General features: G+C 62.3%; 9 protein-coding genes. All 9 read left to right on the top strand.

Going from position 1 to position 14454, the window contains the following annotated elements:
* Positions 1-95: 95 nt before the first annotated feature.
* The 9 genes from EKO19_RS02775 to EKO19_RS02735 all read left to right on the top strand — a co-directional run bounded on the left by EKO19_RS02775 (position 96) and on the right by EKO19_RS02735 (position 14449).
* Positions 96-2579: a TonB-dependent siderophore receptor gene (locus EKO19_RS02775; protein WP_129774873.1), complete on the top strand. Its 2484-nt coding sequence runs from the start codon at positions 96-98 to the stop codon at positions 2577-2579.
* Between the two features lie 75 nt (positions 2580-2654).
* Positions 2655-4388, top strand: coding sequence for an amidohydrolase (locus tag EKO19_RS02770; protein ID WP_129774872.1), 1734 nt, complete (start codon positions 2655-2657; stop codon positions 4386-4388).
* Entirely contained in the window at positions 4385-5770 is a 1386-nt protein-coding gene (locus tag EKO19_RS02765; RefSeq protein WP_157995095.1) for an amidohydrolase family protein, read from the top strand. The genes EKO19_RS02770 and EKO19_RS02765 overlap by 4 nt, the downstream gene beginning before the upstream one ends.
* A 213-nt stretch (positions 5771-5983) precedes the next feature.
* The gene (locus tag EKO19_RS02760; protein WP_129774870.1) at positions 5984-8701 is read left to right on the top strand and encodes a TonB-dependent receptor; all 2718 of its coding nucleotides are present in this window, start codon (positions 5984-5986) and stop codon (positions 8699-8701) included.
* A gap of 17 nt (positions 8702-8718) precedes the next feature.
* Positions 8719-10845, top strand: a complete 2127-nt coding sequence (locus EKO19_RS02755; RefSeq protein WP_129774869.1) for an outer membrane protein assembly factor BamB family protein — start codon at positions 8719-8721, stop codon at positions 10843-10845.
* Positions 10846-10868: 23 nt separating this feature from the next.
* Positions 10869-11807, top strand: coding sequence for a sugar phosphate isomerase/epimerase family protein (locus EKO19_RS02750; protein WP_129774868.1), 939 nt, complete (start codon positions 10869-10871; stop codon positions 11805-11807).
* Positions 11804-12547 (top strand): SDR family oxidoreductase, encoded by a 744-nt coding sequence (locus tag EKO19_RS02745; RefSeq protein WP_129774867.1) that lies wholly within the window; start codon positions 11804-11806, stop codon positions 12545-12547. The genes EKO19_RS02750 and EKO19_RS02745 overlap by 4 nt, the downstream gene beginning before the upstream one ends.
* Positions 12547-13509 carry an aldose epimerase family protein gene (locus EKO19_RS02740; protein ID WP_129774866.1) on the top strand — a complete coding sequence of 321 codons (963 nt, stop codon included), beginning with the start codon at positions 12547-12549 and terminating at the stop codon, positions 13507-13509. Before EKO19_RS02745 ends, EKO19_RS02740 begins: the two co-directional genes overlap by 1 nt.
* A gap of 82 nt (positions 13510-13591) precedes the next feature.
* Positions 13592-14449, top strand: coding sequence for a fumarylacetoacetate hydrolase family protein (locus EKO19_RS02735; protein WP_129774865.1), 858 nt, complete (start codon positions 13592-13594; stop codon positions 14447-14449).
* Positions 14450-14454 lie beyond the last annotated feature (5 nt).

The following is a 14454-nucleotide window of genomic DNA, read 5'->3' as shown; positions in this document are numbered from 1 at the left end:
GGGCAAATTCCTTGATTTCCAGATCGACAATCAAGGTTTTGCCGCTCGCGTCCCACTACCCCAATGACCACACTAAAACGATCTGGGGAGCACCGATGAGAATTCCGAAACGCTGGCTGGCCACCGGAACCGCGCTGTTGTTGAGTGGCATGGCGGTCGCCGACGACGAAGCGGCACGGGTCGCCTTCAACATCGAGCCGCAGCCGATCCGGGCGGCGCTGGAGAAGTTCGCCGATCAAACCGGGTTGCAGGTGGTCTTGCGCGATGAGGACCTGCCGGCTGGTGCAGTGATGACACCACGCGTGGTCGGTGCGTTGTCCGCCCAACAGGCCTTGCAGCAACTGCTGATGGGCACCGAGCTGCGCTATGAATTCGTCAATGCCCGCACCATCAGAATCTCCACGCCTCGCGAGGCTGTCGCGGAGAAGGGCGCGTACGTGCGGCCGTCGGAAGGCTTCCTGCGAGTGGCACAGACCGAGAGTCAGGCACGCGTGCCGGCCCCGGCGGCCGCCAAGGAAGAGACAAACAGTTCGCGTCTGGAAGAAGTGACGGTCGTGGGCGTGCGTGAGCTGGGCTACAACTCTCGTACCCAGTCGTCGGCACTGTTCGGCGAGCAAAGCATCCTCGACACGCCGTTCCAGGTGACGGCGTTCCCGATCGAACTGTTGCAGGACCAGCAGGTCCGTACCCTGTTTCATGTCGCCAAGAACGATGCCTCCACCGGCACGGGTAACAACAGCGGCGGCGTCGGCTTCTACGATTCAGTGTCGATTCGCGGCTTCACGCTCGCGAACGAAAGCGGTTACTACCGCGAAGGCAGCTTGTTCCCCAACAATGCGCAGATGCCTTTCGAGAACAAGGCCGCGGTGGAGATCGTCAAAGGGCTCACAGCCTTGCGCTACGGTTTCACCGCGCCGGGCGGCATCGTCAACTATGTGTTGAAACGTCCGACTGAAACGCCGTATCGCTTCATGGACGTCTTCGGCGACAGCAATGGCGGCTACGGCGTGCACCTGGATCTGGGCGGCAAGATCAGCGACGACATCGGCATTCGTTTCAACGCCGTGCGCGCGCATGAGGAGCAGTTCATTCGCGGCGTGGACGGCAAGCGTGAGATGGTCAGCATGTTCCTGACCTGGACGCCCACCGACCGGTTGCTGGTCGAGGCGGACGCCGAATATCAGTATCGCGACACCGAGCTCGGCCAGAACATCGATTTCGATGCCTTCGATCCGAACCAGTTCAGTCACGAACAGATTCGCGCTTTTCTGAAGCGCATCGATCGTCGCGTCTACGTGGGTGAGGAATACACGCGGTATCCGACGCGCACCTTCATGGGCTCGGTGCGGATGACGTATGAGCTGAGCCCGGACTGGAAGTTGCGCTTGGGCGCGCAGAAGGCGCAGGTGTGGCGCAACCATTCGCAGTTCTACTGGGTGGGCGGCTCCATGCAGACCAATGGTGACTACGACGTCTATCTGTGGCGCGCGCCCGATCAGGAGTTCTCGCCGCTGACGCTGGAAGCGTCACTGACCGGAACGTTGATGACCGGGTCGGTCAAGCACGAACTGGTGGTGGGCGCGATGCAGATGGAACATCCCAACTACTACCCGGCGGCCAGCGGTTTCGTGCTGGCGGGCACGAAGAACATCTTCGACCGGTCCGTGCACATCGAGAATCCGAACCCGGCGGTGGGCGATTCCATGCTCATGGAGCGCCTGAATCAGTTCGCGGTCTATGCCACCGACTACATGCACTTGACCGACTGGCTGAATCTGTTCGCCGGCGTGCGCTATAGCAAGCCGAAGTTCGAAACCTTCTACGGCGACGACCACACGCGCGACTGGCTCTATGACGAGTCGGCGATCACGCCGAGCGGCGGCATCATCTTCAAGCCGCGCTCGAATGTCTCTATCTACGCCAGCTATGCCGAAGGGCTCGAGGTAGGCGGGCAGGCACCGGTCGGTACGGAGAATGTCGGTCAGGTCATGTCGCCGCTCAAGAGCCATCAATATGAGGTGGGCGTGAAGGCGGATCTGGTGGACGGCGCCACGTTCTCGGCCGCCGTGTTCGAAATCGACAAAGGCCTGGAGTTGGTCGACGCCAACAACTATTACGTTCAGGACGGCCGTCAAGTGCACCGGGGCGTCGAGGCGATGCTGTCCGGTCAGCTGACTCCGGATCTGCGCCTCGTTTCCAGCGCGCTCTACATCGATGCTGAACTGAAGAAGACGGCGGGCGGCGCGCTGGATGGCAAGCAGCCGTTCAACGTGCCGAGGTTCAAGGCGAGCGTGTACGCGAACTGGCGTCTGCCGATTCCGGCCGAGGTGTCGGTCAACGCCGGTGCCTTCTATTCGGGCAAACGTTTCGTCGATACCGCCAATACTTTCGCTATCGATGACTATGTGCGCTTCGACGCCGGTTTGATCTACGGCTTCCCGCTCGGTCAGACCCAGGCCAAGTTGCGCCTGATCGTGGAGAACCTCACCGACAAGAACTACTTCAGCGGCACGCAACAGGGATTCCTGATGTACGGCGAGCCGCGCACGTTCCGGATGTCGCTCAGCGCGAGCTACTGACCGTCACGTACTGAAGCGGATTCGCGGCGGCTGGAGGCATCTCTCCGGCCGCCGTCCACTGGCTCGGGAGCCCACGTGTTCAAATTCACTCTCACGATTTTCGCGAGCGTAGTGCTCGTTGCGTGCACGCGGCCCGCATCGCCTCCGCCCGCCGACGAGGTGTTGAAGAACGGCAAGGTCTACACCGCCGATTCGGCTCACCCGTGGGCACAGGCGGTGGCAATTCGCGGCGGCAAGATCATTGCCGTCGGCGACGATGCAGCGATGAGTTCATGGACCGGCCCCGCCACGCGAGTGGTCGATCTACAGGGCGGGATGTTGATGCCCGGTCTCATCGACAGTCACGTTCATCCGCTCGCCGGCGGGCGACAGATGACGCTCGCGGATCTCGGCGGCGGTCACGTGACATTGCCGCAGTTCAAGGCCTTCGTCGACGAGTCGATTGCCAGCGGCAAGGCATTGCACGAGGGGCGTGCGGTCATCGTTGGCGTGCATCCTGCGTTGTGGTCGGAGAATCTCGGCGCGATCTTCAATCAGCCGCCGTACGCGGCACGGCCGATGTTGTTTGCTGGTTCGGACTCGCATACGGCGTGGGCGAACCGCGCGATGCTGAAGGTTCTCGGCATCAGCCGCGAGTCGCTTGCGGCCATGCCGGCGGAGAAGCGCAAGGACTACTCGGTCGACAGCGCCGGTGAACCGACCGGCTTCGCGGTGGAAGCCGGCGCGTCCAATCTGTTTCGCGGCTTACCCGGTCGCGATGGTCGCTACGACCGCGCTTGGGGTACAACCGCGGTTCGTTATCTCAACGAGCATGGCGTCACTGCGCTACTCGAAGCGAATGCCGGTCATCCGTCTTCCGATGGCGAGGCGATCCTGAATTTGTATCAGGACCTGGCGCGGTCCGGCGATCTCACGGTGCGAGTGTCGGCGTTGCTGGAAGCGCAAAGCTCGCAGGAGCTGCCGGAGATCTACCGGTTGCGCGACAAATATTCGGGGCTGCCGAATTTCTCGGTCGTCGGCGTCAAACTGTTTGCGGACGGCGTGGTCGACTATCCCGCGCAGACCGCGGCGGTGCTGACTCCTTACGTCGGCACCGGCGGCACCGGCGCGCTCAAGATCGAACCCGCCGAGATGGCGCGCATCGTCACCGATGCGGAGCGCCACGACATGCTGGTTCATATTCATGCGATCGGCGATCGCGCGGTGCGAGTCGCGCTCGACTCGATCGAAGCGGCGCGCAAGCAGAATCCTTCCAGCACGATTCATCATTCGCTCGCACATCTTCATTTGATCGCGCCGGCGGATGTTCCCCGATTCAGGCAACTGGGTGCGGTCGCTTCTTTCCAGTTGCTGTGGGCGACGCTCGATGAGACTGAGCAGCAACTGATCAAGCCTTATCTCACGCCCGAGGTCTGGGAGGAACAATACGCCGCGCGTTCGCTGGCCGATGCAGGGGCAATCATCGCTGGCGGCAGCGACTGGCCGGTGAGCAGCGGCAATCCGTGGGAAGCCATCGCGCAGGCGATGACGCGAGCGGGACCGTTCGGTGTACTCAATGAGCGTGAACGCGTGACGCTTCCCACGATGCTCGACGCCTACACCATCGGTGCCGCAACCGCTGCGCGCCTGGAAGACAAGGTCGGATCCATCGTCGTTGGCAAAGAGGCGGATCTGATTCTGCTTGATCGCAACGTGGCGGCACTGACGCCTGCGCAGATCGCGCAGACCCAAGTGCAGTGGACCATGCTCGGGGGACGGGTCGTGTATCGATGCGAGTCGTGCGGCACATTCAAGGGATCGGCTCAATGAAATTCAGCCTGGCGGGATTCAATCGAACCAAGGCCAGCCGCGTGGCATTCGACGCAGCGACGTTCTTACTCGTTCGAGGCAACACGCGTCAACGAAGGAGCGAAGCGATGAAGCGCAGCGGCGTGTGTGCGATCGTTGCGCTCGCGAGCACTCTGCTGATCGAGCCGGCGCTCGCCGAGATCATCGCTCTCAAGGCGGGGCATCTGATCGATCCGGCCACGGCCACCGTGTCTCAGAACAAGATCGTGCTGATCGAAGGCGCGAAGATCGTCGATGTCGTGGACCGCATGCCGGTCCCGGCGCCGGCGCGTGTGATCGACCTGTCGGCCAGCTGGGTGTTGCCCGGGCTGATGGATCTGCACACGCATCTGAGCTACGACTACACGGCCGCGTTGTGCACGAACTATCTCGCTCATGGCAATGGCTATCGGACGCTGATGGGGCTGCGCAACGCGCAGGACATGCTGAGGGCCGGCTTTACCACGGTTCGTGATGTCGGCAATGCCGGTCAGTACGCCGATACCGATCTGCGGCGTGCGATCGAGGCCGGGTTGTTCGTGGGACCGACCATCGTCAACGCGGGCAAGATCATCGCGCCGTTCGGCGGGCAGCAGGACGCCGTTTCACACGATGTCGGGCCGTGCTGGAACTACGAGTACATCGACGCCGACGGTGTCGAGGAGGTACGCAAAGCAGTGCGCACCAATTTGTTTTACGGCGCGCGGGTGATCAAGCTCGTGTCCGATGCTCGCGGTGGCACGCATGGCGTCTACACAGAAGAGGAGATTCGGGTCGCGGCGGAGGAGGCGCATCGCGCGGGAGTGACTTTGGCCGTGCACGCCAAGGATGATCTGACTGCAAAGGCCGCCGTGCTCGGCGGCGCGGACAGCATCGAGCATGCATACGCGGTAACCGATCCAGTGCTGAAGTTGATGAAGCAGAAGGGCACCTATCTGGTGAACACCGATATCCCGCTGAGCCACGTGCTGGCGGGCAATCCTGCCAACCCCGCGGTGGCGCGCGAACGAGCTCGTGCGAAGCTGGCGAGGTTGCGTCGTGCGTATGACCTCGGCGTCCTGATCGCGTTCGGCACCGATGTGACGCACGACTTGCCAGGTCGCGATCGCGGCCGGATGTCGCTGGACTTCATCGATGTGTGGCTGGAGGCCGGCATTGGCTCGCCTTACATCGTCAAGGCGATGACCACTCACGGTGCCAGGCTCATGCGCATCGATGGCGAGCGCGGTGCCATTGCCAAAGGACAGTATGCCGATCTGATTGCGACGCCGGCCAATCCGCTCGACGACGCGCGTGTGCTGGCCGAGGTGTCGTTCGTGATGAAGGAGGGGCGCGTCGTCGCTCGCACCGGTTCGCCCGAATAACGCGCCGACCGTGGTAGCGTCACCACGGGCAAAAAAAGCGCGATCCCACTGAAAATGACGGGTAGCTCGGCCGAGCGCCCGCCCCCTATGCTGATCCCGCAAAGTCAAACAGCGCCGGTTTGAACGTCCGTACCACGGACGCTCGGGCCGGCAAGTATCGCGGTCCGAAGTTGGCATGACATTGGCTCTCAAGAGGCCAGGCGGGGGGAAGTGATGAGTGAGCGAACGATCGCAGCGGCCGTGCGTGGCGTGCTGCTGGTTTCAGCGGGCATTCCGGGCGCCATGGCTTGGGCTGCCGAGCCGCAGGCCGAATCGCAGGCGGCGCTGGAGGAGGTGGTCGTCACCGGCTACGCGGGCAGTCTCGAGCGTGCGATCGAGAACAAGCGCGTGGCGGACGTGATCAGCGACGGCATCTCGGCCGAGGACATCGGCAAGTTTCCCGAACAGAATCTGGCCGAGTCCCTGCAAAGAATCACCGGTGTGCAGATCACCCGCCGGCTGGGCAATGGCGCATTCATCAGCGTGCGCGGTCTCGATCCGAAGTTCACCAACACGCTGTACAACGGACGCCAGGTGCCGTCGGGTTCGGGCTCGCGCGCCTTCGACTTCCAGGTATTGCCCACGAATTTCGCGCAGCGAGTCGACGTCTACAAGACGCCGACCGCCGACATGCCGGAAAGCGGCCTCGCCGCCACCGTGAACATGCAGACCATTCAACCGCTGACCTACGGGCAGACGCGCGGTGTACTCAACGTCGAGGGCGCATACGACGAACAGGCGAGCACGAGCATCACGCCGCGCGCATCCGCGCTCTACACGGACACCTTCATGGATGACCGGCTCGGCTGGATGGTCGGAGTGGACTACAACGAGCGCGACTTCGACGTGCAGAACACCGGAACGGACGGCGTCATTGAAGATGCGAGCTACACCGGTCCGGGCACTGCGTATCGTGTGTTCGGTCTGCGCGCCAATGACAACGTCGGCACGGACAAGCGCTGGAGCGCGGTGAGCGCACTTCAGTTCAAGGTCAACGACATGCTCGAGCTGCGCGCGGATACGTTGGTCTCGCGATTCGAACAGCGCTACAACTTCTACCAGGGACAGAATTTCTACCCGGGCGCGGGCGCCTTGGGCGTCTCGCCGACGGACTCGGTCACCCTCGACGGCAACAATGTCGAGACCGCCTGGTCGGGCCGGAATGTGTTTGCCTGGATGCAGGCGAATCGGTTCGAGTACGAACAGAATCTTACGTCGACCGCGCTCGGCGCCACTCTGTCGCTGGGCTCCTGGACGCTCGACGGCCAGGCTTCGTACGGGCACGCGCGCACCGAATCGACCCAGCTATACGTGTCCTTTGCCACCCGAGCTCCCGGAGCGGCACTGACGTACGACGCCTCCCGGGATCCAGGCGGGCCGCTCACCGTGAGCTTCTACAACGGTTTCGATCCGAACGACATCAACAACTACACCTTCAGCGGCATTCAAGGTTCGTATCAGGCGCCGACCACGGACAAAATCTGGAATTTCAGGCTCGACGCCGCCAGGCAGCTCGACACCGGTTGGTTGAAGACGCTGAAAGTCGGCGCCGATCATGCCAACCGGACGTTGGCCAACACGCCGAACTGGCTGAACAACACCGCCGACGGGTTCGCGGCCGACATGAGCCCGTACGCGATGATCAATCGCAATCCGACGTTCTTCGATTCGTACAGCGGTGGAGCACAGCCGCCGCGCAACTGGCTGACCGTGAATCTGGACAAGTTCTTCCACGACTATCCGATGGCGGCGTACATGGCGGCTCATCCAGCCGCGCAGCAGCTGACGAGCACGACGGAAGTGGAGGAGAAGTCGACCTCGTTGTATGCGCGGCTCGACTTTGCGATGGCGGACGATCGATTGACCGGCAACGTGGGCGTGCGCGCCGTGCGCACCGAGACGCTGTCTTCGGGCTTCGTTCCGCCTTCCGATGCGTATCTCATCTATGGGTTGAACAACTCGCTGAGCTACAGCGCCGCGGACTTGTTGGGACAGGACTCGACGTACGACGACGTGTTGCCCAACTTCAATTTGAGTTATCAGCTGAGCGACGACGTCGTGCTGCGCTTCGCGGCGGCTCGCGTCATGCAACGACCGGACATGAACCTGCTGGCGGCAGCCAGCAATCCAAGCGCGCCGACTCAGCCGCCGCCGGCAGGCACCTGGCGCGGCACGTTGGCCAAGGGCAATCCCAACCTCAAACCGTATCGGGCCGATCAGGTCGATCTGTCGCTGGAATGGTATTTCGGCGATCGCAGCCTGCTGGCCATCGCGGGCTTCTATAAGGATGTGAAAAATCTGGTGGTCACGCGCTACACCGACGAGATTCATCAGATCCTGTTGGGCGGCAACCTGCTGGGCTCGGGCTATCAGATCGGCGACGTCATCCCCATCACGTTGTCGGTGGCGCAGCCGGTGAATGCGCAGGCGACCACGCTCAAGGGGGTCGAGATCGGTTACCAGCAGCCGTTCGCGTTTCTTCCCGGCGTGCTGAGCGGCCTGGGCATGCAGGCCAACTACACCCACATCTGGTCGGGCAAAGTGACCTTGAATGAACGTCAGGGGCCGCTGCCGCTCACCGGTGTCTCGGATGATTCGTACAACCTCGGCCTGTACTACGACAACGGCGCGGTCGACGTGCACGCCGTTTATAACTATCGCAGCCAGTGGGTGGGCGATGCCGTGTCCAACTTCGGCGATGGCCGCTACGTGAAGGGCTACGGCCAGCTGGATCTGTCCGCCAACTACAACTTGAACGAGTCGCTGGCCTTCAATGCCTCGGTCGTGAACCTGACCGAAGAGGCCGAGGTCGAGGTCAACAAGTATGGGTTCAACCGCCTGTATCAGCTCACCGGGCGGCGTTACTACCTCGGCATGCGCTTCAAGTTCTGAGACGGGGAGAGAAATCCATGGTTCGATTCGGGCTCGTTTTTCTCTCGTGCATGGCCGCGGGCGTCGTCAATGCCGACGCCCCGGTTCAACCTTTGACCGTGGAGAGCGCTGCCGCGAGGGCGGCTCTCCCTTTGTATAAAGTCATTCCAGCCGCCAAGGATTCGGAGCTGACGCCCGCCGCGCCGGATACCGAGTCGCATCGTTCTTGGATGCGCTCACATGCCGATGCCGGGGGCACGCGCTATTCGGCGTTGGATCAGATCCGGCGCGACAACGTTTCGAAGCTGCAGGTGGCGTGGACTTATCGTTCCGGTGACGGTCTGGCGGATGTCGCCGCCAATCCGGTGATTGCGAATGGCGTGATGTATGCGCCCACCACGGGCAAGCACATTGCCGCCGTCAACGCCGCAACCGGTGTGGAGCTGTGGCGCTTCAAACCCGAGACGAGTGGCTATTGGGGGCCCGCTTATCGCGGTTTGTTGTACTGGCCGGGCAAGAGTGGCTCGGTGGGGCCACGATTGTTCTTCGCATCCGGCACGTGGGTGTACGCGCTGGATCCAAAGACGGGCAAACCGATTGAAACATTCGGCGATCGGGGCAGAGTGCCGTCGACCGGAGGCGACGACGGTCCGCCGGTAGCGCCCGCGGTGTTCGAAGACATTCTGGTCGCGCCCAAATCCAACGTCGTGGATGCGTTCAACGTCGTCACGGGCGCTCGTGTGTGGGGCTTCAGCCTCAACGCCGATGATTCGAAGTTCAAATACAACTGTTGGGCCGGGATGGTGCTCGATGCCAAGCGTGGCATTGCCTTCTTCCAGGTGGGCGATCCGCACCTGCTGATTCCGCAGCCCAACAATCGCGAAGAACGCAATCTCTACTCCAACAGCATCGTCGCCCTCGATGCCCGCACCGGCAAGTTGCTCTGGTACTTCCAGGACATCGCGCACAACATCTGGGACCTGGACATCGCCTCGCCACCCAATCTGGTGACGGTCACCCGCAACGGCAAGAAAGTGGATGCAGTGGCGCAGCTGACCAAGATGGGCAACACGCTGCTGTTGGATCGGCTCACCGGCAAGCCGCTGTTTCCTTACCGCATGCGGCGCGCGCCGACGTCGACGCTTCCCGGCGAGCGCACCTGGCCGTATCAACCGGATCTGGAATTGCCGCAACCGTTCTCGCGCCAGGAGTTCACGCTGGCCGACATCACTCAGCGCACCCCCAAGGCGCACGCATTCGTGCGGGAACAGGCGGATAAAGCCGACTTCGGCTGGTTCAAGCCGTTCAGCGATGGGCGTCCGCTGATCCTGTTCGGCATCGAAGGCGGCGCCGAGTGGACCGGCGCGTCGTTCGATCCAACCAGTGGCTGGCTGTTCGTCAATGCCAACGAGATTCCCTGGATCCTGACGCTCAAGAGCGGCCACAAGGCGGCGGTTCGCGACCCGAATGCGCCGCCGACGCCGGGCGAGAAAGTGTTTCTATCTCACTGCGCGGCCTGTCACGGACAACAGCGGGAGGGCAAGGGGACCGCGCCGTCGCTGGTCAATCTGAAGGAACGAGTGCATGAACAGTACTTCCCCGACATCGTCAGAAACGGGCAGGGCGGCATGCCGCCGCAGGCATTGAGCGGCGATGAATTCACGGCGGTCGCGGATTTCCTGTATGAGCGCGATGTGCCGCAAATGGATGGCGTCAAGCCGTCGGACCAGCCGGGCGAATATTCCCTCACCAAGTTCAGCCGCTTCATCGACGATGAGGGTTATCCGGCCAGCACACCGCCGTGGGGCACGCTCAATGCCATCGATCTGAGCACCGGCAAGATCGTATGGAAAGTGCCGCTGGGCGAGTACGAAGAACTGACCGCCAAGGGGATTCCGAAAACCGGCACCGAGAACTATGCCGGAACCATCGTCACAGCCGGCGGCCTCGTGTTCGCGGCCGGCGCCCGGGACAGCAAGATCAGAGCGTTCGACAAGAGCAACGGTAAAGAGCTGTGGGAACACAAGCTGCCGTTCATGGGGCTGGCGACGCCGGCAACCTATGAGGTCGATGGGCGTCAGTACGTCGTGATCGCGGCGACTGGCGGTGGCAAGCTGAGCGGCCCGCGCGGCGATGTCTACATCGCCTTTGCATTGCCGAAGTGAAGCAGTAATCGAGAGGATCAGTGATGGAAATGTCGCGTCGTCTGTTCTTACAACAAAGTGCCGCGGCCATGCTGGCCGGCAGCGTCATCTCGACTCATGCTCTGGCGGCCGGCGCGTCGGCGTCGCAGCTCAAGATCGGCATCCAGCTCTACACGGTCAACGCCGAGATGACCCAGGACCTGGACGGCACGCTCCGGAAGATTGCCGCCATCGGCTACAAATATGTCGAGCTGCCGGGCACCTACGGCCGCAGCGCCCGCGCCCTGCGCAAGTCGCTCGATGCGGCCGGCCTGGTCTGCGAGAGCGGCATGTTCCCGTTGCAGGCGCTCGAGCCGAACACGCCGACGCTGATCGACAACCTTGCACAGTGCATCGAGTTCGCGCAAGCCATCGGCTGGAAGTATCTGGTCGTTCCGAACGTGCGCATTCCCGGCTTCGGCAAGCCTGGATTCGAGTTGAGCAAGCTGCGCGAAGCGTTCGATTCATTGACGCTGGATGATTTCAAGCGCGATGGCGAGCTGCTCAATCGTATCGGCGAGCAGACGCGCAAGGCGGGCATTCAGCTGGCGTATCACAATCACAACGCCGAGTTCAAAAAGTTCAACGGCGTGCCGGGCTACGACGAGCTGTTGCGGGTGACCGATCCGAAGCTGGTCGCGATGGAAATGGACGTTGGTTGGGTGAAAGCCGCGGGTCAGGATCCCGCGGGCTATCTGACCCGGTATCCGGGGCGATTCCAGCTGCTGCATATCAAGGATCTGAAACCGGTCGCCGGCAACACGTCGATGGAAATGACCTCGGTGGAGATCGGCCAGGGCGCCGTCGATTGGCCGAGCGTGTTCAAGGCCGCCAAAGCCACCGGCGTCAAAGCGGGCTACGTGGAGCAGGAGCCGCCGTTCGTTCGCCCCGCGCTGGAGTCGGCCAGGATCAGCTACAAATATCTCCAGACCCTCGACACATGAGCAGTGCCACGGTGGGGAAATTGGCTGGAAAGACGGCGTTTGTCACGGGCGCTGCGCAGGGCATCGGGCGCAGCATCGCGGCAGCCTTCGCGAGAGAAGGGGCGACCGTCGTCGCTGCGGACTTGCAGCCCGTGGCGCCCGATCAACCTGTCAGCCAAGGCATCGAGTGGCTGCAGCTGGATGTGACCGATCCAAACGCGATGCGCCAGATCGCGGACCAGCACCGTGATATTGGCGTTCTCGTCAATTGCGTGGGCATCGTTCCGGCCGGCAGCGTGCTGGACACGAGCCCGGCGGTCCTCAGTAAAACATTCGACGTGAACGTGATGTCGATGTTCAACACCATCTCCGCGCTGTTGCCCTCGATGCTCGCTGCGAAAGAGGGCTCGATCGTCAACATCGCTTCGGTCGTTTCTTCGACGAAGGCGGTGGTGAACCGCTTTGCCTATGCGACGACCAAGGCCGCGGTCATCGGACTGACTAAATCCGTGGCGCGCGATTTCATCGATCGCGGCGTTCGCTGCAACTCGATATCTCCGGGAACTGTGATGACACCGTCGTTGCAGGAACGGATTGCTCAACAAGGCGACTCGGCGCTCGACGCCTTCCTGGCGCGCCAGCCGATGGGCAGGTTCGGGCGCAGCGAGGAGATTGCCGAGATCGCCGTGATGCTGGCCAGCGACGCAGCCAAGTTCATGACCGGCAGCGACATCATCGTGGATGGCGGGATGAGTTTGTGATGGAGCCGCTGACACTGGCGTGGAAGGATGGTTTGCAGGCACGGATAGATCCCTTCGGTGCGGCCTTGTTGTCATTGCGGGCACCGGGGCCGGACGAATACATCGACTTGATCCTTCCCTCCACCTCGACGCGCCGTTTCGATTCCGCGTACATGGGACGAATGATCGGCCGCTACGCGAATCGGTTGGCCAACTCGACGTTCTCTGTCGCGGGCCAGAGATATCGAGTTGACCCGAACGACGGTCCGAATCATTTGCACGGCGGTTCTGCCGGTTTGCACTCCAGGGACTGGACGGTGCTGAGCGTGGAAGAAACCGGGGCGCGGCGTATCGTGCTCCGTTACATCTCACCCGACGGCGAGGGTGGATATCCGGGCACGCTGGCAGTCACGGCAACTTATGAGCTCACGCCAGACGCGCTGAGCGTGACAGTCGATGCCACGACCGACCGGCCGACGCCCGTGAGCTTCACGGTGCATCCGTATTTCAACTTGACCGGCGATCCCTCCAGCAACGTCGAGGATCATCAGGTCGCCATCAACGCCGATCGCTTCCTGCCCATCGACCCGAGCGGTATTCCAGAAGGCGCGCCGCGCCAGGTGGCGGGCACTCCCTTCGATCTCCGGCAGCGGACCCGAATTGGAGATCGTCTGCTCGCTCCCGATCCACAGATTCGGAGCGCTCGCGGCTTCGACCATGCCTTCATCCTCGATGGGACCCAACCCGCCGCGGAACTCAGCTGCCCGCGGGGCAGGATGTCGATGCAGCTCTTCACGAATCAGCCGGCGCTGCAGTTCTACACCGGTCAATGGCTGAACCAGCCGTGGCGTGCCTATCGAGGGTTATGTCTGGAGCCCGAGCAGTTTCCGGACGCACCCAATCGCCCGGATTTTCCCTGCACCCTCCTGGAGGCGGGCGGCGTGTTTCATTTCGAGGTCGCCTATCGCTTCGGCTCCCGATGACCGTCGGTGGCAAAAGAATATGCAAGCGCAAGCAACTGCGGCCTATCGATCAGCAGTCGGCACCAGTACCTTTTTTATCACTATGAGATTTTTTCGACACGGACCCCGGGGGCACGAGCGTGCGGGAATGGTGGACGCTCGCGGCGGCCATCGCGATCTGTCCGCGCTGCTCTCCGATTTCGAGACGCGCCATCTGGCCAGCCATTTCGCGTCGTTCGCCGCCATCGATCCGGACAAACTGCCGCTCTTGAATGAGACGATCCGCATCGGACCGCCGGTCGCGGCGGTCGGCAAGATCATCTGTATCGGCCTCAACTATGTAGATCATGCTCGCGAGGCCAACATGGAGATTCCGGCGGAGCCGGTCGTATTCATGAAGGCGACGTCATCGATCTGCGGTCCCAACGACGACGTGCAGTTGCCGAAAGATTCGATCAAGAGCGACTGGGAAGTCGAGCTCGGCGTCGTGATCGGCCGCGAGGCGCGCAACGTGACTGTCGAGCAAGCGCTGAGCCACGTCGCGGGCCTGTGCGTGATCAACGATCTGTCGGAGCGCACGTTTCAGCTGGAGCGTGGCGGTCAATGGGACAAAGGCAAGAGCTGCGACACGTTCGCGCCGATGGGGCCGTATCTGGTGACATTGGATGAGATCGCCGATCTTGCCGATCTCGAATTGTGGTGCGACGTGAACGGCCAACGGGTACAGACCGGCAACACGCGCCACATGATTTTCAATGTGCCGTTCCTGGTGCATTACGTCAGCCAGTTCATGAGCCTGCAGCCCGGAGACATCATCAGCACCGGCACGCCTCCTGGCGTCGGCATGGGGCGCAAGCCGCCCGTGTGGCTGAAAGCGGGCGACGAGATGAGATTGGGAATTTCAGGATTGGGCCAGCAGCGTCAACGCGTGCGCGCTCACATCGGGAGTGCGAACCAGTGAGCGCA

The sequence above is a fragment of the Peristeroidobacter soli genome (genome assembly GCF_004138485.1).
In the GTDB taxonomy this organism is placed as follows: domain Bacteria; phylum Pseudomonadota; class Gammaproteobacteria; order Steroidobacterales; family Steroidobacteraceae; genus Steroidobacter; species Steroidobacter soli.
Note: the sequence above shows the minus strand (reverse complement) of the source record. Positions and strands in the feature narration are given on the sequence as shown.